We start from the raw sequence: 18,723 nt of genomic DNA, 5'->3' as shown, positions 1-18,723 counted from the left end.
CCAAATTTAATCTTTGCTTTTTCTTGACGGGGGTCAAGTGATCGACACGGTTGCGCCTGTAGAGATTGCGATAGCGGGAATACCGGAATATGCAATTCCAGATGTGGGCGTACGTCCGCTGAAGAGCTCGGTCGACCTGGTCGAGCACCTCGGCGAACTGGGACCCCGCACGGCGCGCGAACTCCGCCTCGTCCTGCCGAGGCGCCCCTACGACCGCAGGGTCCGCGACCGCGCGGTCGCCCTCAGCGCGCAGCTCGTACGGCGAGGAGTCCGCGTGCGCGCCCTCCACCTCACCGAAGCCCGCCCCGAACCCGCCTACACGGCCGACACGTTGCGCCTCGCCGCCTCCGGCGTGCAGCTCCGCGCCGTCCCGCACCTCCCCACCGGGATGGTGCTCATCGACCGCGAGCTCGCCATAGTCTCCGCCAACGGCGGTCCCGCGCCGGAGGCCGCCAGTGTCCTGCTGCGCGGCGCGGGCCTTGTCGCCTCGTACCACGCGCTCTTCGAGCAGATCTGGGCCCGCGGTACGGCCCGCACGACCCGCCCCGACCGCTACGAACCCACGCCCACGGATCCCGCCGGGCCCGCACGGTCCACCGGGTCTGCGGAGCGCGTGGAGCCCGTGGAGCCCGCGGAGTCCGGCGACTTGAACGAGCGCGAACGCGAGACGCTGGTGCTCCTGGCCGAAGGCCTCACCGACGACGGCATCTCCCGCCGCACCGGCCTGTCCGTGCGCACGAGCCGCCGCACCATCGCCCACCTCATGGACCGACTCGGCGCCCGCAGCCGCTTCCAGGCGGGAGTGGAGGCGGCCCGCCGCCACTGGATCTGACGGATCTGACCCGGTGGTGTGAGAGGCTGGTTCGCATGAACCGGTTGGGTGGCGTGACCTCGCCTTATCTGCTCCAGCACGCTGACAATCCGGTCGACTGGTGGCCCTGGGGACCGGAGGCTTTCGAGGAAGCGCGTCGCCGCGATGTCCCCATTCTGCTGTCGGTCGGCTACTCGGCCTGCCACTGGTGTCATGTCATGGCGCACGAGTCCTTCGAGGACGACGACACGGCCGCGTTCCTGAACGAGCACTTCGTGAGCGTCAAGGTCGACCGCGAGGAGCGGCCCGACGTCGACGCCGTCTACATGGAGGCGGTGCAGGCCGCGACGGGCCAGGGCGGCTGGCCCATGACGGTCTTCCTGACCCCGGACGCCGAACCCTTCTATTTCGGTACGTACTTCCCGCCCGAGCCCCGGCACGGCATGCCGTCCTTCCTCCAGGTCGCCGACGGGGTCCGGCGGGCGTGGACGGACCGGCGCGGCGAGGTCGCCGAGGTCGCGGGGAAGATCGTGCGGGACCTGTCGGAGCGTCAACTGGCCTTCGGCGCCGACGAGCTGCCCGGTGAGGACGATCTCGCGCAGGCGCTGCTCGGTCTGACGCGGGACTACGACGCGACGCGGGGCGGCTTCGGCGGCGCGCCGAAGTTCCCGCCGTCCATGGTCGTCGAGTTCCTGCTGCGGCACTACGCCCGTACGGGAGCGGAGGGCGCGCTGCAGATGGCCGCCGACACCTGCGAGCGGATGGCGCGCGGCGGCATCTACGACCAGCTGGGCGGCGGTTTCGCCCGCTACTCCGTGGACCGCGACTGGGTGGTGCCCCACTTCGAGAAGATGCTGTACGACAACGCCCTCCTGTGCCGTGTGTACGCCCACCTGTGGCGGACCACGGGGTCCGGTCTCGCCCGGCGGGTGGCGCTGGAGACGGCGGACTTCATGGTGCGCGAACTGCGCACGAACGAGGGCGGGTTCGCGTCGGCCCTCGATGCGGACAGCGAGGACCCGGCGACGGGGAAGCATGTCGAGGGCGCGTACTACGTATGGACGCCGGAGCAGCTGCGCGAGGTGCTCGGCGATGCGGACGCGGAGCTTGCCGCGGTGCACTTCGGGGTGACGGAGGAAGGGACCTTCGAGGAGGGGGCGTCCGTCCTCCAACTCCCGCAGGACGACGGGGTGTTGGCGGACTCATCCCGCCTCGCGTCGATCCGGGAGCGGCTGCTCGCGGCGCGCGGCGAGCGGCTCGCGCCGGGCCGTGACGACAAGGTGGTCGCCGCCTGGAACGGGCTCGCGATCGCCGCGCTCGCCGAGGTGGGGGCGTACTTCGAGCGGCCGGACCTGGTGGCGGCGGCGGTGGCGGCCGGGGATCTGCTGGTGCGGGTGCACATGGACGACCGCGCGCGGCTTTCCCGTACGTCCAAGGACGGGCGCGTGGGCGCAAACGCGGGGGTCCTGGAGGACTACGCGGACGTCGCCGAGGGATTCCTCGTGCTGGCCTCGGTGACGGGGGAGGGGGTGTGGCTGGAGTTCGCGGGCTTCCTGCTCGACCACGTGCTCGGCCAGTTCTTCGACGCGGATTCGGGGACGCTGTACGACACGGCGGTGGACGCGGAGCGGCTGATCCGGCGGCCGCAGGACCCCACGGACAACGCGGTGCCGTCCGGGTGGACGGCGGCGGCCGGTGCGCTGCTCTCGTACGCGGCGCAGACCGGGGCGGAGCCGCATCGGGCGGCGGCGGAGCGGGCGCTGGGGGTCGTGAAGGGGCTCGGGCCGCGGGCCCCGCGGTTCATCGGACACGGCCTCGCCGTGGCCGAGGCGGTGCTCGACGGCCCCCGAGAGGTGGCGGTGATCGGCCCGGTGGGCGGGGAGCTGCACCGGACGGCGCTGCTGGGGGCCGCGCCGGGCGCCGTGGTCGCGGCGGGCTCCGCGGAGGACGCGGAACTGCCGCTGCTGGCGGGGCGCGGCCTGGTCGGGGGCGTTCCGGCGGCGTACGTCTGCCGCCACTTCGTCTGCGACGCGCCGACCACTGACGTGGAGGAACTGGCGGCGAAGCTGTCGGGCTGAGGCCCTTCCGGCTGCGCCGGCCGCGAGGTGACCGCAGATCACCGCCTTCGGCGAGTTCGTCCTCAAACGCCGGACGGGCTGAAAGGGTGGGTGGGCAACTGCGGGGCAATCGGGTGGGTGGGCGGGAAAGATTCGCCGCGAAGCGGCGGTCTAGTTCGCGTCCGCCTGCCCGCCGGGGGCGAACTCCGCAAGCGCCCCCGCCACAATCCGCTCCAGGCGATCATGGTGCGCGCCCCGCCAGTACACCCGGTCGCACTCCACGCACTGGGCGAAGACGTCGTACGTCCCCCGCGTACCACCCTCCAGAAGATCCGCCACCTCCTCCTTCGACGCCGCCCGCAGCGAGCCATTGCAGGCCGTGCATCGCGTCCACGGGCGCAGCGCGGGGGCGAACCGGCCCAGGACGTCCCGGAGTTGTTCGTCCGGGCCGTCGCTGTAGACGTACGCCCCTGCCCACAGCTCACGGCGGCGCAGCAGGCCCCGGTCACGGCTCAGCAGGACCCGGCGCTCGGCGGCGGACCGCGCCGCAAGCGCCGGATCGCCGATGTCCGTGCTCTCGTACGCCGCGTCGACGCCGAGCAGCCGCAACCGCCGCGCCAGCGTGCCGAGATGGACGTCGAGGAGGAAACGCAGCGGGGCCCCGGGGACGGGCTGCGGGCGCGGGACGGCGCGGACCGAGACCGTCTCGCCCGCCGCGGGGATGTGCGAGGCGGGTACCTCCGCACCGTCCACCACCAGCGCGCCCACCTCCGTCAGCGGGACGCCGAGCGATTCGACGACGTGCCCGAGCGTGGACGCGCCGTCGGTAACGGCCTTGCTGGGGCCGTTCCTTCGCTCGTGCGGGACGAACATCCCCAGTTCAGGGGCGAAGTCGATAAGGATCTCCGGACCGTTCATGGGGTCAGGATGGCACGGCGGGTCAGTCCGCCTCGGGGGATTTTCCGCCGCCCGCCGCGGCGCCAGACGCGCCGCCCGACGCGGTGAAGCCGTACGACAGCATGTCCAGCGTGCGGTCCACCAGTTGACCCAGGTCGTCGCGGTGGTCGTGCTCCGCCCAGTACGCCGTCGCCTCCGTCAGCGCCCCGATCAGGCCCATGGAGAAGACCCGCACCTCAAGATCGCCCGCGTCGCGCCCGGTCCGCTCCGCGATCACCCGGCACAGCATGCGGCCGGTGACCGACATGCTCTCCAGCATCCGGGAACGTACCGCGGGGACTTCGATCATCAGGCGGGTACGAAGCCGCGACACCTCCGGCTCCTCCGTGAAGCCGAGACCCACCGCCTTGCGCAGCACATGCCGCAGCGACTCCGCGATCGGCTCGTCGGCGGGGCGGGCCCGCAGTTCGTCCTCCAGGAGCGGGTCGTACTCGTCGGTGAGGACGATGTCCTCCTTGGTGGGGAAGTAGCGGAAGACCGTGGAGGGGGAGACCTCCGCCGCGTCCGCGATCTGCTCGACCGTCGTCGCCTCGTACCCCTGCTCGCGGATCAGCCCGTACGTCGCCTCACGGATCGCGATGCGGGTCTTGAGCTTCTTCCGCTCCCGGAGCCCCGGCTGGGCGGCGTGTCGGGAGGCGGTGGTGCGTACGGCCGTCATGACGTTCATTGTCGGGCATCCGCAGGCCGCGGGGCCATGTCGGCGGCCGCTGCGGGCCCCGGGGTCCGCAGCAGCGCGGCCACCAGGAGCGCCGTCACCAGGGCGGCCACGCCGCTGACCCACAGGACGACCCCCATTCCGGTCACGTATGCGGAGTCGGCGGATTCGGCGAGCCCCGGCAGCCCGAGACGGCCGGCGATCGTGTGGGCGGCCACCACCGAATCGCCCGCGGTGTCCGCCGCCCCCGCCGGCAGCGACCCGGTGTCGAGCCTGTCGACGTACACACCGGACAGCAGCGAACCGAGCAGCGCGATGCCGATCGCGCCCCCGACCTGCCGCACGGTCATCAGGAGCCCGGTGCCCGAGCCCGCGCGCTCGACCGGCAGCGCACCGAGCGCCGAGTCCATGGCCGGTACGACGGCGAAGCCGAAACCGGCCCCGGCGATGGACAGCCACAGCGCGGTGAAGCCGTAGCCGGAGTCGACCGTCGTACGGCTGCCGAGCATCGCGGCGAACGCGAGGACGACGAGCCCGCCGCTGATCACCGCCCGCGCCCCGAAGCGGCGTACGACGGGCTCGGCGCCCCGCGCGGCGACCAGCAGGCCGCCCATCAGCGGCAGCATCCGAAGCCCGGTGCCGAACGCGTCGTGGCCGAGCACCGCCTGCAGATACGGCGGGAGCACGAACATCAGGCCGGACAGGACGAACATGACGAGCGTCGCCGCGACGGTGTTGAGGAGGAAGCCGCGGTTGCCGAGCAGGGACATGTCCAGCATCGGCCGGCTCACGCGCCGCTCCCGCAGGACCAGTGCGGCGAGCAGCAGCGCCGCGCCGCCCAGCATCCCGAGCACCAGCGGGTCGCCCCAGCCGCGTACCGGCGCCTCGATGATCCCGTAGATCAGCGCGCCGAGACCGGCCGCGGTGAGCGCGGTCGACACGACGTCCACCTTGGGGGAGGCCGGGTCGGTGGTCTCGGGGAGCAGGAAGGCGCAGGCGGTGATCCCGATGGCCACCATCGGGATGTTGATCAGGAAGATCGAGCCCCACCAGAAGTGGTCGAGCAGCCAGCCGCCGACGATCGGCCCGAGCGGGGCGCCGAGCGCGGAGGCGGCGGAGACGATGCCGACGGCCTTGGTGCGCTCGCCGGGCGCGAAGAGCGCGGGCAGCACGGCCAGGGCGAGCGGCATGACGAGCGCGCCGCCCACACCCATGACCGCGCGGGCCACGACGACGAGCGAGACGTCGTCGGCGAGGGTGCCGATGAGCGAGCCCACCAGGAAGATTCCGAGCCCGGTGATCAGCATCCGGCGGCGCCCGAAGCGGTCGCCGAGCAGCCCGGCCGGAAGCATCAGGGCCGCGAAGACGACGACGTACGCATCCGCCATCCACTGCTGCTCACCGGTGCTCGCGTCGAGCTGACCGGCCATCGTCGGCAGCGCGACATTGAGGATCGTCATGTCGAAGCCGAGCACCAGCATGCTCGCGACCAGGGCGGCTAGCGCCCACCAGCGTCGGGGGTCCTGCCAGTTCGCGGCAGATTTGATAGTGACAGTGACCATGAAGTGAGAGTAACTGTCAAAAGGTGGCCGCCGTCAAGACATGCGAATGGCCGCGGCTCGAAAGCCGCGGCCATGAAGGAGGAGGGAGTGAGGGCTACCCGTGCTGGTACGCCACCAGCGAGATGCCGACGTAGTGCACGGCGAAGGCCGCGAGGGTCAGGGAGTGGAAGACCTCGTGGAAGCCGAAGAAGCGGGGCGAGGGGTTGGGGCGCTTGATGCCGTAGATGACGCCGCCCGCGCTGTAGAGCAGTCCGCCGACGATCACCAGGACGAGCACGGCGATGCCGCCCGTGCGCATGAAGTCCGGCAGGAAGAAGACCGCGGCCCAGCCCATCGCGATGTAGCACGGCGTGTAGAGCCAGCGCGGGGCACCGACCCAGAACACCCGGAAGGCGATGCCCGCGACGGCCGCGCCCCAGATGCCCCAGAGCAGCCACTGCCCCTTCGCCTCGGGGAGCAGCAGCATCGTCAGCGGTGTGTACGTGCCCGCGATGATCAGGAAGATGTTGGAGTGGTCGAGCCTGCGCAGGATGCCGTCCGCACGCGGGCCCCAGTTGCCCCGGTGGTAGAGCGCGCTCACTCCAAAGAGCAGGCAGGCGGTCAGGGCGAAGATGCCGCAGGCGATCCGGCCGCGGGTGGAGTCCGCGAGGGCGGTGAGCACCAGGCCGGAGACGACCACTGCGGGGAACATGCCGGCGTGCAGCCAGCCGCGCATCATCGGCTTCACCGGGAGCGGCGGGGCGGCGAGCGCGGACGAATCGGGGCTTGTGGCCGGGGAGTTCGTGATCGCGTCGGGGACGGGAGCGGTCATGACGGGCATCGTACCTACGCAACCGTAAGTTACACATCAATCGGGGCAGGCCGGATGTCCACAAGTGGCGATGGTCACGGCGATACCCGAGCGTACAAGTGACGGATCCGCGCACGGAAGCCCTGTCCTGTGAGTGGCGATGCTCACGCCGCTCAGGTGTGAGGCGCTCTGGACATATGCGCAGAAGCGTCGGATGATCAAATGAGTGCGGTCGGCACCGGATGAGCGCCAGAGGGATCAACACGTGAAGCGTCCGGGTCGCAGCCCCCACGGGGCAACAAACCTAAAACCCCTCATATAGGAGCAATCGTGGCGCGCGACATCGCGGCTCCCCTTTCCGTGGACACCGTTCCCACCAACCACCAGGAGCTCGTCTCCTGGGTGAACGAGATCGCCGAGCTGACGCAGCCGGACCGTGTGGTCTGGTGCGACGGCTCCGAGGCCGAGTACGAGCGCCTGTGCGAGGAGCTCGTCGCCAAGGGCACGTTCAAGAAGCTCGACCCGATCAAGCGCCCGAACTCGTACTACGCGGCCTCCGACCCGACCGACGTCGCGCGCGTCGAGGACCGCACCTTCATCTGCTCCGAGAAGGAAGAGGACGCGGGCCCGACCAACCACTGGAAGGCCCCCGCCGAGATGCGGGCCATCTTTACCGGAGAAGGAAACAGTTTCGCGGGTGAGAAGGGCGTCTTCCGCGGCTCCATGCGCGGCCGCACCATGTACGTCGTGCCCTTCTGCATGGGCCCGGTCGGCTCGCCGCTGTCCGCGATCGGCGTCGAGATCACCGACTCCGCGTACGTCGCCGTCTCCATGCGCACCATGACCCGCATGGGCCAGCCGGTCCTGGACGAGCTCGGCTCCGACGGCTTCTTCGTGAAGGCCGTCCACACGCTCGGCGCCCCGCTGGCCGACGGCGAGGCCGACGTGCCGTGGCCCTGCAACTCCACCAAGTACATCTCGCACTTCCCCGAGGACCGCGAGATCTGGTCGTACGGCTCGGGCTACGGCGGCAACGCCCTGCTCGGCAAGAAGTGCTACGCGCTGCGCATCGCCTCCGTCATGGCGCGCGACGAGGGCTGGCTGGCCGAGCACATGCTGATCCTGAAGCTCACGCCCCCGCAGGGCGAGAGCAAGTACGTCGCGGCCGCCTTCCCCTCCGCCTGCGGCAAGACGAACCTCGCCATGCTGGAGCCCACGATCTCCGGCTGGACGGTGGAGACCATCGGTGACGACATCGCCTGGATGCGCTTCGGCGAGGACGGCCGCCTGTACGCGATCAACCCCGAGGCCGGCTTCTTCGGCGTCGCGCCCGGCACCGGCGAGCACACCAACGCCAACGCCATGAAGACCCTGTGGGGCAACTCGGTCTTCACGAACGTCGCGCTGACCGACGACGGCGACGTCTGGTGGGAGGGCATGACGGAGGAGACTCCCGCCCACCTCACCGACTGGAAGGGCAACGACTGGACCCCCGAGTCCGGCGTCCCGGCCGCGCACCCGAACGCGCGCTTCACCACCCCCGCCTCGCAGTGCCCGATCATCGCGCCCGAGTGGGAGGACCCCAAGGGCGTGCCGATCTCGGCGATCCTCTTCGGCGGCCGCCGCGCGAGCGCCGTGCCGCTGGTGACCGAGTCCTTCAACTGGCAGCACGGTGTCTTCCTCGGCGCGAACGTGGCGTCCGAGAAGACCGCCGCCGCCGAGGGCAAGGTCGGCGAGCTGCGCCGCGACCCGTTCGCCATGCTGCCGTTCTGCGGCTACAACATGGGCGACTACATGAACCACTGGGTCAAGGTCGGCGCCGACAAGGACCAGTCGAAGCTGCCCAAGATCTACTACGTGAACTGGTTCCGGAAGAACGCCGACGGCAAGTTCGTGTGGCCCGGCTTCGGTGAGAACTCCCGCGTCCTGAAGTGGATCGTGGACCGCCTCGACGGCAGGGCCGAGGGCGTCGAGACCCCCATCGGCATCCTGCCGACGGTCGACTCGCTGGACACCGAGGGCCTCGAACTGGCCGCATCCGACCTGGAGTTCCTGCTCACGGTCGACAAGGAGGTCTGGCGCGAGGAGGCCGCCCTGGTCCCCGAGCACCTCAACACCTTCGGCGACCACACGCCCAAGGAGCTGTGGGACGAGTACCGCGAGCTGGTGCGCCGCCTCGGCTGATACCCGCCCCATGTCCGGAAGGGCCCCGCACAACGGCGTGCGGGGCCCTTCCGCGTTCGTACGCGAACACATTTCATGTACGTCACCTTCACATAGGCCCCACATGTTTCAATGTCCCCACAAGGCGGCCCGTCGATCGATACGGGCCGTCAAAAGAGCCTGTGGGGGGCCAAGTTGAAGAAATCTCAGCGGCTGAGACGGATGACCGGCATCGCCCTCGCGGTGGCGCTCGGCTCGGCGGGCCTGGTCGCCGTCGGGACGCCCGCCGCGTACGCCGTCACTCCGTCGGACGAGGCGGCGAAGCTGCCCATCACGTCGTTCGGGGCGATGGTGGTCGACTCCGCGCACGAGCGCGTGTACGTCACCGACGGCCGCAAGGGCAGCGGTGCGAGCCAGGTCCATGTCTACAACTTCCAGGGCCAGAAGGTGGGTTCGCTCGCCACCGACCAGCCCGCGTCCGGCATGGCGCTCAGTGCGGACAGCGCGACGCTGCACGTGTCGACGACCAACCGCATGCTGACGTTCGACACCGCGACGCAGACCAGGAGCGGCGCCACCTACGCGCCGTACGACGTCGCCTGCGGCCGGGAGATGGCCGTGGCGGGCGGAAAGGCGTGGTTCACGGAGACGCCGTACACCGACTCCTACTGCGACCAGTCCGGCAACACCACGTCGCTGTACGGGGTCGGCAACGTGAGCAACCCCTCCGCGGTCAACACCGGCTGGAGCGCCGCCGGGCGGCTGCGCCTTGAGGCGGGGCCCGAGGCTCCGGACCGGCTCGTGATGGGGCAGGCGGGTGCGGAGGAGGGAGCCAATCCGTTCCTCACCACGTTCGACGCGAGCGGCGACACCCTGGTGCGGGGCCCGTCGCGGCGCTTCGCCGACGCCGACGGCAAGGGCGCCCTTGACCTGAAGGACATCGCGCAGAGCGCCGACGGCAAGCGGATCGCCGTCGCCGACGCCGCGTACGGCACCCGGCTGCTCGACGCCGGCGACCTGACGGACGCCCCGGCCGGCTACCAGCCGCTGCCGGACGGCGCGAAGGCTTCGGCGGTGGCGTTCAGCGGCGACGGGAAGTACGTGGCGCGGGGCGCGGTCGCCGCGGGCAGCACGGCCGATCTCCTGATTCAGCCCGCCGACCCGGCGGACGGCACCGCGCCGCTCGAGTTCGCCTTCGAGGGGGCGCTCGACGGCTCGCGGATCGTGCCGCAGGGCCTTGGCTGGTCCAGGGACGGCTCGCGGCTCTTCGCGGTGGCATCGGACGGCGGCGGCAACCACTGGCTGCACGTCATCCAGCCGCCCGCGGCGCAGTACGACTCACGCTTCACGGGCGCGCTCACCACCACGCCCGCACAGGCCGTCGTGGGCGAACCACTCGGTATCCGGGGCAAGTTGGAGCTTGACGGGCCCGCGCCCGCGGAGCCCGTGAAGGTCACCGCGGTCCGCAAGGACGCCGACGGAACGCAGGAAGTGGCGGCCGCCAAGGTCGCGGCCGACGGCAGCTTCACCGTCCTGGACGTGCCGGACCGGGTGGGTGAGTCGACGTACACGCTGCGGTTCCTCGGCGACGTCACGCACCGCCCGGCCGAGGACGTCACGCTCACGGTGGACGTGGCCAAGGCCCCGACGTCGATCGCGCTGACGGCGCCCGCCGAGGCGACCCGCGCGGGCGGCGTCGAGATCACCGGCAGGCTGACCGGGCAGGGGCGCGCGCTGCCGTCCGGGATCAGCCTGAAGGTGACCCGCACGGACCGCTTCGGCACGACGGGCGAGCTGACGTCGGCGTCGGTCGCCGCGGACGGCACGTTCCGCATCAAGGACCTGCCGAGCAAGCGCGGCAGGACGGTGTACGCGGTGAGCTACGAGGGCGACGCCCTGCACAGCGGATCATCGGCCGAGGCCACGGTCCGAGTGATCAGCTAGCCGCTTAGATGGCACCCGGTCCGAAGGCCTCGGGGCCTTCGGACCGGGGCCGTTTATGGCCCCGCGCCCCTGCGGGGCGCCCCACAGGGGCGCGGGGAACTGCGCGACCAGCCACAACGCACCTGCAGTCGCGCAAGCACATCAGCGGCTGCTCAGTGGGCGCCAACAAGCCGTGCAGCACCCTCATGAGCATCCATACGGTGGGCCGCAAGAATCGCCGCGGCGGTGTCGGCACGAGACGCGGCCACGACAAGCGCACGCCCCGCGAGCGCATGGGCCCGCTGATGCAGCGCACCAAGGTGCGGCTCATGGATCGCGCTCACCACAGCGGAGCGAACGGGCGCAAGGCCCCGAAGCCGGGTGACCTCACGGGTCAACTCATCGGCAGCGGCGTCCAGTTCGGCCGAGGGCGCGACCCCGCGCAGCTCGTCCGTGACGGCGAGGAGCGCCGCCAGATGCCCGGCGAGCTGGATGTCCAGCTCCTCCTCGCGGGAGCGGTGCGGGAAATCGCCGGGGTCGGCCATGGCGTGGACCGACTTGGTGCGGATCGGCTCGTACATGGGATGGCCTCCAGGCGGGTAGCTTGAAGCCCATCCTAGCTTAGATTCTGTCTAAAGTTGAGTCCGGTCGTCCTCTGCTGGCTACGGCTGGCTGTAGCCGTCGAGGAAGTTACCGATCCGGTTCATCGCCTCGGTCAGGTCCGTCGCCGTCGGCAGCGTGACGATGCGGAAATGATCAGGCTCCGGCCAATTGAAGCCGGTGCCGTGAACGACCATGATCTTCTCCTCCCGGAGCAGGTCGAGGACCATCTGGCGGTCGTCCTTGATCTTGAAGACCTTCGGGTCGAGCCGCGGGAAGAGGTAGAGCGACCCCTTCGGCTTCACACAGCTCACGCCCGGGATCTGTGTCAGCAGGTCGTACGCGGCGTCGCGCTGCTCCAGGAGCCGGCCGCCAGGCAGGACGAGGTCGTCGATCGTCTGCCGCCCGCTCAGCGCCGCGACCACGCCGTGCTGGCCCGGCATGTTCGCGCACAGGCGCATATTGGCGAGGATCGTCAGACCCTCGATGTACGAGGAGGCGTGCGCCTTCGGGCCCGAGATCGCCATCCAGCCCACGCGGTAGCCGGCCACGCGGTACGCCTTCGACATGCCGTTGAAGGTGAGCGTGAGCAGGTCGGGGGCGACGGCGGCGGTCGGGGTGTGCGTCGCGCCGTCGTAGAGGATCTTGTCGTAGATCTCGTCCGAGCAGATCAGGAGGTTGTGGCGGCGCGCGATGTCGGTCAGGCCGCGCAGCATGTCCTCGCTGTATACGGCGCCCGTCGGATTGTTCGGGTTGATGATCACGATCGCCTTGGTGCGGTCGGTCACCTTGCGCTCGATGTCGGCGAGGTCCGGCATCCAGTCCGACTGCTCGTCGCAGCGGTAGTGCACGGCCGTGCCGCCGGACAGGGAGACCGCCGCCGTCCACAGCGGATAGTCCGGCGCCGGTACGAGGACCTCGTCCCCGTCGTCGAGCAGGCCCTGCATGGCCATGACGATCAGCTCGGAGACGCCGTTGCCGATGAAGACGTGCTCGACGTCGGTCTCGATGCCCAGGGTCTGGTTGTGCATGACGACCGCGCGGCGGGCGGCCAGGAGCCCCTTCGCGTCGCCGTAGCCGTGCGCCGAGCCCACATTGCGGAGGACGTCCTCCAGGATCTCGGGCGGGCACTCGAAACCGAAGGCGGCGGGGTTGCCCGTGTTGAGCTTGAGGATGCGGTGGCCTGCCGCCTCCAGCCGCATCGCCTCCTCGAGTACCGGGCCCCGGATCTCGTAACAGACGTTGGCGAGCTTCGTCGACTGGATGACCTGCATGTCCGCGAGCTTACGGCCGCGTGACGGGACCCGCTCCGTGTTTTAGGACACGTCGGGTGTCGGGGGCCGCCGCCGGGGCCCGGGACCTCCGGCGGGGCGGACGGGACGGGTCATGGCCGAACCTTTGGTGTGCGGCTCACGCGGTGTGCTCATACCTCTACTCTTGTCCCTTCAGACTCCCTTCCCGACAAGGGAGTTGACGACCGGTTACGGAACGGGGCGAGCGGTGACGGCGGGGGAATCGAACGGCGGAGAGCTGGTCGGGAAGGTGCTCGGAGGGCGGTACCGGGTCACCTCCACGATCGGACGCGGCGGCATGGGCGTGGTCGCCCGAGCGGTGGACCAGCTGCTCAACCGGGAGGTCGCGGTCAAGATCCTGCGGGCCTTCACCGACGCGTCCGCGGGCGATCTGGCCGATCTGCGGGTCCGGATGCAGCGGGAGGCGCAGGCCGCCGCCCGGATCCGGCACAGCGGGGTGGTCACGGTGCACGACGTGACCGAGCAGGACGGCCTGCCGGTGATCGTCATGGAGCTGGTCGACGGGCCCTCCCTCGACGACGTGCTCACCGAGCGCGGCGCCCTTGAGCCGCACGAGGCCGCCGCGATCGGCGCCAAGCTGATGGACGCGCTCGACGCCGCGCACCAGGCAGGCGTACTGCACCGGGACGTCAAGCCCGGCAACGTCCTGCTCGAACGGGGCGGCCGCGTCGTCCTCACCGACTTCGGCATAGCCAGCATGGAGGCCGGCGACTTCGACAGCGGCGCCATGGACAAGCTGACCCGCAGCGGCCAGCTCGTCGGCTCGCTGGACTTCCTGCCGCCGGAGCGCGCGCAGGGCAGGGAGCCTGGCCCCGCGTCGGACATCTGGTCGCTCGGCATGACGCTGTACGCGGCGGTCGAGGGGACATCACCCTTCCGGCGTACGTCGGTGTGGTCCACGCTCGCCGCGATCGTGACCGAGCCGCTGCCGGAGCCGCAGCGGGCGGGGGCGCTGACGCCGGTGCTGCGGGCGCTGATGGCGAAGGACCCGGAGAGCAGGCCCGCCGCGGCTCAGGCGCGGGAGATGCTGGAGCGGGTGGCGGCGGGGAGCACGGTGAGCTTCGGGCCGCCGGCGTCCGCTGCCGGCGGCGCGCCCGGCGCGGTGCAGCCGCCGCCCCCGGGAGCCGGTTTCGGCGCGCCCGCCGCACCGTTCCCGCAGCAGCCCCAGGCCGGCCATCCGGCACCCGGCGGTCTGCAGGCCGGGCATCCGGCCCCCGGCGGCCTGGCGAGCACCCTTCCGCAGCCCGGTGGGCGCGCCGCGGGCCGGGCGCAGCGCCGGAACCGGAGCAGGGCGGTCATCGCGGCGGTGGCGGCCGCCGTCGTACTCGCCGGAGGCGGCATCACGTACGTCCTGGTCGGCAAGGACGAGGGCGGGAAGACGGACGAGGCGCAGTCGGCGCCGAGCCGTCCCGGTGCGACCGAGGGCAGTGACGCGCCGAGCCGCGGCAGCATGGGCGGCGGAAAGCGGAAGCCGAGCCCTTCGTCGTCGGCGGACCCGCAGGGCAAGCCGTCCCGCACGCCGTCGCAGCGGCCGAGCGAGACCGGGAAGGACGGCGAGGACGGCAAGGGTGGCGGCGAGGCGGGCTCGTCGGCGGGACCCACCGGCGATGCCGACGGCGGCGGTGGCGGCGGCACGGAGCCGCAGCCGCCCGAGTCTCCCACCGCCAAGCCCAGCTCGGTGTCGAAGAGTTGCAGCGGCTGGAGCCACCGGAACCCGAAGCCGGGAACGTACGCGTACTTGGCGGGCAGATACCACCTCGTGACCGGCCCCTATCAGACCTGCTCCTCCGTCACCCCGATCGAGAGCGGCACGAGGCTCAACTTCCACTGCTCGGTCGTCAACGCCCATGGCCACAACTGGACTTACGTCCAGGTGGCGGGCACGAGCACATCGGGCTGGATGTCGAACGACAACTTCACCGGCCAGGTGGGCCCTTCGACCCGCTGCTGAAAAGTGTTCTGTCAGCGGTGAGTTGTGTCCGTTTGTGGTCTTGTCCTCACGGCCGGGGACCCCAACAATGCGCATGACAAAGCCGAAGCAACTTCGGTCACATGGTCAGAAGCAACTTCGGTCACATGGTCATCAGTCATCAGAGGGGACCCCCCCACATGAACAAGCCTCTCGTCGGTGCGTGCTTCGCCGTGCTCTTCCTCGGAGCAACGGCGGCGCCCGCGGCGGCTGTCAGCAGCGAACGCCCCGCCAAGCCCAAGGCGGTCGACTTCGCGGGGACGGTGGCGCTGAGCAACTGTTCCGGCTCCGTCGTGCGCGTACCCGACTCGAAGCCGGAAGACCCCGCGCTCGTCCTGTCCAACGGCCACTGCCTGGAGAGCGGCTTCCCGGCGCCCGGTGAGGTCGTCGTCGACCAGCCGTCGTCGCGCAGCTTCACCCTCCTGAAGGCGGACGGCAGCGACGCCGGGACCGTCAAGGCGAGCAAGGTCGCGTACGGGACGATGACCGACACGGACGTCTCGCTGTACGAACTGACCAGCACCTACAGCGACATCGAGAGCAAGTACGGCATCAAGGCGCTCGAGCTGAACGCGGCGCGTCCGGAGCAGGGGCGGAAGATCACCGTCGCGTCCGGCTACTGGAAGAAGCTGTACAAGTGCAGCATCGACGGCTTCGCCTACCGTCTGAAGGAGGGGAACTGGACCTGGAAGGACTCGGTCCGCTACACCCCCGAGTGCCAGACGATCGGCGGGACCTCGGGCTCGCCGGTGATCGACGACGAGACCGGCAAGGTCGTCGCCGTCAACAACACCGGCAACGAGGACGGCCAGGAGTGCACGGACAACAACCCGTGCGAGGTCGACGAGAACGGCAAGGTCACGGTCCGCAAGGGCATCAACTACGCCCAGCAGACCTACACCATCGTGCCGTGCGTGGCCCCCGGCAACAAGATCGACCTGAGCCGCGAGGGCTGCGAACTGCCCAAGTGATGACGTGAGTTGAGCCAGGCCGCGGGGCGGTACGGATGAGCGGGTGATCCGTACCGCCCCGCGGGCGTAACGCAAGGGCTCGCACCTCTTGTCCGTGCGCGCGGCCCCCCGAAGAATGACGCTGCCCATGACAACAGAGCACGGCATGGGTGTACGTCACGTTCACGTCTGCGTTCACGTCTACGTACAGGGGGGCTCCACAGATGAAGAAGGCTCTCGCGGGCGGACTGCTCGCCCTCACCCTCGTGGGATTCGGTACCGCACCGGCGATCGCGGCCCCGGACGGGGCATCCGCGGAGGGGGCGTCGTCGGCCGGTCAACCCGCCGCGAAGGGCGTCGACTTCGCCGGGACGGTGGCACTGAGCAACTGCTCAGGATCGGTGGTCCGTATGCCGCAGTCCAAGGCGGACGACCCGGCGCTCGTCCTGTCCAACGGCCACTGTCTGGAGACCGGCTTCCCGGCGGCCGGCGAGGTGATCGTCGACCAGCCGTCCACCCGCACCTTCAAGCTCCTCGACGCGAAGGGCGCCGAGAAGGCGACGCTCAAGGCGAGCAAGATCTCGTACGCGACGATGACGGACACCGACATCTCGCTGTACCAACTCACCACCACCTACGGCGAGATCACGAAGAAGTACGGCATCAAGGCACTGGAGATCGAGGACGACCACCCGGTCAAGGGCCGGGCGATCACCGTCGTCTCCGGCTACTGGAAGCAGACGTACACCTGCAAGATCGACGGCTTCGTCTACCGCCTCAAGGAAGGCGAGTGGACCTGGAAGGACTCGGTCCGCTACACCCCCGAGTGCCAGACCATCGGCGGCACTTCGGGCTCACCCGTGATCGACCACAAGACCGGCAAGGTCACGGCGGTCAACAACACGGGCAACGAGAACGGCGAACGCTGCACCCTCGACAACCCCTGTGAGGTCGACCGCAACGGCAACGTCACGGTCCGCGAGGGCATCAACTACGCCCAGCAGACGTACGGCATCGTGCCGTGCGTGACCCACGACAGCAAGATCGACCTGAACCGGCCGGGCTGCAAGCTGCCGCGGCCGGCCGCCGGTCGCTGACGCAGGTCAGGGCGTGCGGCGTACGGACCGTCCCGCGAGGACGTCCGTGCGCCGCCCGTCCCGCATCACGAACTTTCCGTCGATCAGTACGTGCGGAATGCCGGTCGGGAGTGTGCGAGGCGCCTCGAACGTCGAGCCCGCCGCGACCGTCTCCGGGTCGAAGAGGACCAGGTCGGCGCGGTAGCCCTCGCGGACGACGCCGCGGTCGGGGAGGCGGAGGCGTGCGGCCGGGCGCGAGGTGAGGTGGGCGACCGTCTCCTCCAGGGACATCACGCCCAACTCCCGTGCGTAGCGCCCGAGATACTGCGGGAAGGTGCCGTACGCGCGCGGGTGCGGCTTGAAGCCCTGCAGGATGCCGTCGCTGCCGCCGGTGTGCACGCGGTGGCGCATGATCGCCTGGACGTTCTCCTCGTGGCCGACGTGCTGGAGGATCGTCGAGCCCAGCTTGTCGTCGATGAGCAGACGGCGGGCGGTGACCCAGGGCTCCTCGCCGCGCCGGGCGGCGGACTGGGCGATGGTCCTGCCCACGCAGGAGGCGAGCCCGGGGTCGCTCACGCCCGAGATCTCGATGGTGTCCCACTCGATGGGTACGCCGTGACAGCCGTCGGCGCCGATGACCTCCATGTGGTGGCGGATCTTCTCGGCGGTCTCGTCGTCCTGGAGGCGGGCGAGGATGGAGTCCGGCCCGCCCTCGCCGGCCCAACTGGGCAGCATGGCCACAAGAGTTGTGCAGCCGGGGGTGTAGGGATAGGTGTCGAGGGTGATGTCCGCGCCGGCGGCGAGTGCGTCGTCGAGCAGCGCGAGCAGATCGGGTGCCTTGCCCTTGTTCACGCCGAAGTTCATGGTGGCGTGGGCCAGGTGGAGGGGGCAGTGCGCGGTGCGCGTGAGGTTCACCATCTCCTCGTACGCCTGGAGGGCGCCGGCGCCGTAGCTGCGGTGGTGCGGGCAGTAGTAGCCGTTGAACTGGGCCACCACCTTGCAGAGTTCGGTGAGCTCGGAGTCGTCCGCGTACATGCCGGGGGTGTAGGTCAGGCCCGACGACATGCCGACGGCCCCTTCCCGCATCCCTTCCGCCACGAGCTGCCTCATGCGGTCGAGCTCGGCGGGGGTGGCGGGGCGGTCGTCCCAGCCGAGGGCGTACATGCGGACGGTGCCCTGCGGGATGAGGTACGCGGCGTTCACCGCGATGCCCTGCCTGTCCAGGCGGTCCAGGTACTCGCCGACCGTGCGCCAGTCGAAGTCGATGTCGCTGCCGTCGCCGTTCCATCCGGTGATGGCCTGGCGGACCTGGGCGAGGGTGCGGTCGTCGACCGGGGCGTAGCTCAGCCCGTCCTGGCCGATGACTTCCAGGGTGACGCCCTGGGCGGCCTTCGCGGTGTGCTCGGGGTCGCGGAGGAGGGCGAGGTCGCTGTGGGCGTGCATGTCGACGAAGCCGGGCGCTAGCGCTAGGCCTTGGGCGTCGATGGTGTGGCCCCCGGCGGGGCGGGGGCCGGTTTCCCCCTCCCGGTGGATCGTGGTGATCCTGCCTTCGTGTACGCCGACGTCGGCGCGGTAGGAGGCACCTCCGGTGCCGTCGATGACGCGGGCGTCTCGGATCACCAGGTCCATGGGGGTGCCTCTCTCTTCGCGTGGGCGCGGGTTGTGTGTGGTGCACCCGGCCTCCGGCCGGGTTGTGTCTCCCACCCGCACCACCCGTGCGGGTCGTTCCGCGGGTGCGGGTGGCCCTTGTGGGGGTTGCGCAACGTCGGCGACTCCCTGCCGCCGCGCCGCCGCGGCCTCCTCCTCCGCCATCGTGCCGCGGCTTTCGGCGTCGAGCCGCGGCCTTGGCTGTCGTGCCGTGGCTTTCGCCGTGGTGCCGTGGTCTTCGCTGTCGTGC

At 70.5% G+C, this 18,723-nt stretch carries 14 protein-coding genes; 7 read left to right on the top strand and 7 right to left on the bottom strand.

Annotated features, from left to right (window positions below; all coding sequences use genetic code 11):
* Positions 1 to 103 precede the first annotated feature (103 nt).
* Both AB0G47_RS31260 and AB0G47_RS31255 read left to right on the top strand, forming a co-directional pair.
* Positions 104 to 832, top strand: a complete 729-nt coding sequence (locus AB0G47_RS31260; RefSeq protein ID WP_360776885.1) for a LuxR C-terminal-related transcriptional regulator — start codon at positions 104 to 106, stop codon at positions 830 to 832.
* A 35-nt stretch (positions 833 to 867) separates the two neighbouring features.
* Positions 868 to 2,889 carry a thioredoxin domain-containing protein gene (locus AB0G47_RS31255; protein ID WP_360776883.1) on the top strand — a complete coding sequence of 674 codons (2,022 nt, stop codon included), beginning with the start codon at positions 868 to 870 and terminating at the stop codon, positions 2,887 to 2,889.
* Positions 2,890 to 3,039: 150 nt separating this feature from the next.
* Here AB0G47_RS31255 and AB0G47_RS31250 read toward each other — a convergent pair whose 3' ends face one another.
* From AB0G47_RS31250 to AB0G47_RS31235, 4 genes are all read right to left on the bottom strand, one after another.
* Positions 3,040 to 3,786, bottom strand: a complete 747-nt coding sequence (locus AB0G47_RS31250) for a Mut7-C RNAse domain-containing protein (RefSeq protein WP_360776881.1) — start codon at positions 3,784 to 3,786, stop codon at positions 3,040 to 3,042.
* A 22-nt stretch (positions 3,787 to 3,808) separates the two neighbouring features.
* Entirely contained in the window at positions 3,809 to 4,492 is a 684-nt protein-coding gene (locus tag AB0G47_RS31245; RefSeq protein ID WP_360776879.1) for a TetR family transcriptional regulator, read from the bottom strand.
* Positions 4,489 to 6,042, bottom strand: a complete 1,554-nt coding sequence (locus tag AB0G47_RS31240; RefSeq protein ID WP_360776877.1) for an MFS transporter — start codon at positions 6,040 to 6,042, stop codon at positions 4,489 to 4,491. The genes AB0G47_RS31245 and AB0G47_RS31240 overlap by 4 nt, the downstream gene beginning before the upstream one ends.
* Before the next feature lie 94 nt (positions 6,043 to 6,136).
* Positions 6,137 to 6,853 carry a hemolysin III family protein gene (locus AB0G47_RS31235; protein WP_360776875.1) on the bottom strand — a complete coding sequence of 239 codons (717 nt, stop codon included), beginning with the start codon at positions 6,851 to 6,853 and terminating at the stop codon, positions 6,137 to 6,139.
* 309 nt (positions 6,854 to 7,162) lie between these two features.
* Here AB0G47_RS31235 and AB0G47_RS31230 point away from each other — a divergent pair, with 309 nt between their 5' ends.
* On the top strand, positions 7,163 to 9,016 hold the full coding sequence (locus AB0G47_RS31230; RefSeq protein WP_360776873.1) for a phosphoenolpyruvate carboxykinase (GTP): 1,854 nt from the start codon (positions 7,163 to 7,165) through the stop codon (positions 9,014 to 9,016).
* A gap of 201 nt (positions 9,017 to 9,217) precedes the next feature.
* Positions 9,218 to 10,939 carry an Ig-like domain repeat protein gene (locus tag AB0G47_RS31225; protein WP_360776871.1) on the top strand — a complete coding sequence of 574 codons (1,722 nt, stop codon included), beginning with the start codon at positions 9,218 to 9,220 and terminating at the stop codon, positions 10,937 to 10,939.
* A gap of 152 nt (positions 10,940 to 11,091) precedes the next feature.
* Here AB0G47_RS31225 and AB0G47_RS31220 read toward each other — a convergent pair whose 3' ends face one another.
* Complete coding sequence (locus tag AB0G47_RS31220) at positions 11,092 to 11,499, bottom strand: hypothetical protein (RefSeq protein ID WP_360776869.1); 408 nt, start codon at positions 11,497 to 11,499, stop codon at positions 11,092 to 11,094.
* Positions 11,500 to 11,580: 81 nt separating this feature from the next.
* Positions 11,581 to 12,792 (bottom strand): pyridoxal phosphate-dependent aminotransferase, encoded by a 1,212-nt coding sequence (locus tag AB0G47_RS31215; protein ID WP_360776867.1) that lies wholly within the window; start codon positions 12,790 to 12,792, stop codon positions 11,581 to 11,583.
* Positions 12,793 to 13,018: 226 nt separating this feature from the next.
* On the opposite strand from AB0G47_RS31215, the gene AB0G47_RS31210 reads away from it, so the two are divergent.
* The 3 genes from AB0G47_RS31210 to AB0G47_RS31200 all read left to right on the top strand — a co-directional run bounded on the left by AB0G47_RS31210 (position 13,019) and on the right by AB0G47_RS31200 (position 16,847).
* Positions 13,019 to 14,782 carry a protein kinase gene (locus AB0G47_RS31210; protein WP_360776865.1) on the top strand — a complete coding sequence of 588 codons (1,764 nt, stop codon included), beginning with the start codon at positions 13,019 to 13,021 and terminating at the stop codon, positions 14,780 to 14,782.
* 158 nt (positions 14,783 to 14,940) lie between these two features.
* A complete protein-coding gene (locus AB0G47_RS31205; protein ID WP_360776863.1) occupies positions 14,941 to 15,771 on the top strand; it encodes a serine protease in 831 nt (276 codons plus the stop codon).
* A 203-nt stretch (positions 15,772 to 15,974) separates the two neighbouring features.
* The gene (locus AB0G47_RS31200; RefSeq protein ID WP_360776861.1) at positions 15,975 to 16,847 is read left to right on the top strand and encodes a trypsin-like peptidase domain-containing protein; all 873 of its coding nucleotides are present in this window, start codon (positions 15,975 to 15,977) and stop codon (positions 16,845 to 16,847) included.
* 6 nt (positions 16,848 to 16,853) lie between these two features.
* On the opposite strand, the gene AB0G47_RS31195 is transcribed toward AB0G47_RS31200, so the two are convergent.
* Positions 16,854 to 18,455, bottom strand: coding sequence for a D-aminoacylase (locus tag AB0G47_RS31195; RefSeq protein ID WP_360776859.1), 1,602 nt, complete (start codon positions 18,453 to 18,455; stop codon positions 16,854 to 16,856).
* Positions 18,456 to 18,723 lie beyond the last annotated feature (268 nt).

Source organism: Streptomyces sp. NPDC021622 (genome assembly GCF_040640795.1).
In the GTDB taxonomy this organism is placed as follows: domain Bacteria; phylum Actinomycetota; class Actinomycetes; order Streptomycetales; family Streptomycetaceae; genus Streptomyces.
The sequence above is the reverse complement of the archived record's forward strand: the minus strand, read 5'-3'. Positions and strand labels throughout refer to the sequence as shown.

What these genes read in the sequence shown, in the direction of transcription:
- AB0G47_RS31215 (WP_360776867.1), bottom strand. Translation starts at nt 12,792, where the DNA reads ATGCAGGTCATCCAGTCGACGAAGCTCGCCAACGTCTGTTACGAGATC.
- AB0G47_RS31220 (WP_360776869.1), bottom strand. Translation starts at nt 11,499, where the DNA reads ATGTACGAGCCGATCCGCACCAAGTCGGTCCACGCCATGGCCGACCCC.
- AB0G47_RS31250 (WP_360776881.1), bottom strand. Translation starts at nt 3,786, where the DNA reads ATGAACGGTCCGGAGATCCTTATCGACTTCGCCCCTGAACTGGGGATG.
- AB0G47_RS31195 (WP_360776859.1), bottom strand. Translation starts at nt 18,455, where the DNA reads ATGGACCTGGTGATCCGAGACGCCCGCGTCATCGACGGCACCGGAGGT.
- AB0G47_RS31225 (WP_360776871.1), top strand. Translation starts at nt 9,218, where the DNA reads ATGACCGGCATCGCCCTCGCGGTGGCGCTCGGCTCGGCGGGCCTGGTC.
- AB0G47_RS31200 (WP_360776861.1), top strand. Translation starts at nt 15,975, where the DNA reads ATGAAGAAGGCTCTCGCGGGCGGACTGCTCGCCCTCACCCTCGTGGGA.
- AB0G47_RS31205 (WP_360776863.1), top strand. Translation starts at nt 14,941, where the DNA reads ATGAACAAGCCTCTCGTCGGTGCGTGCTTCGCCGTGCTCTTCCTCGGA.
- AB0G47_RS31245 (WP_360776879.1), bottom strand. Translation starts at nt 4,492, where the DNA reads ATGAACGTCATGACGGCCGTACGCACCACCGCCTCCCGACACGCCGCC.
- AB0G47_RS31235 (WP_360776875.1), bottom strand. Translation starts at nt 6,853, where the DNA reads ATGACCGCTCCCGTCCCCGACGCGATCACGAACTCCCCGGCCACAAGC.
- AB0G47_RS31240 (WP_360776877.1), bottom strand. Translation starts at nt 6,042, where the DNA reads ATGGTCACTGTCACTATCAAATCTGCCGCGAACTGGCAGGACCCCCGA.
- AB0G47_RS31255 (WP_360776883.1), top strand. Translation starts at nt 868, where the DNA reads ATGAACCGGTTGGGTGGCGTGACCTCGCCTTATCTGCTCCAGCACGCT.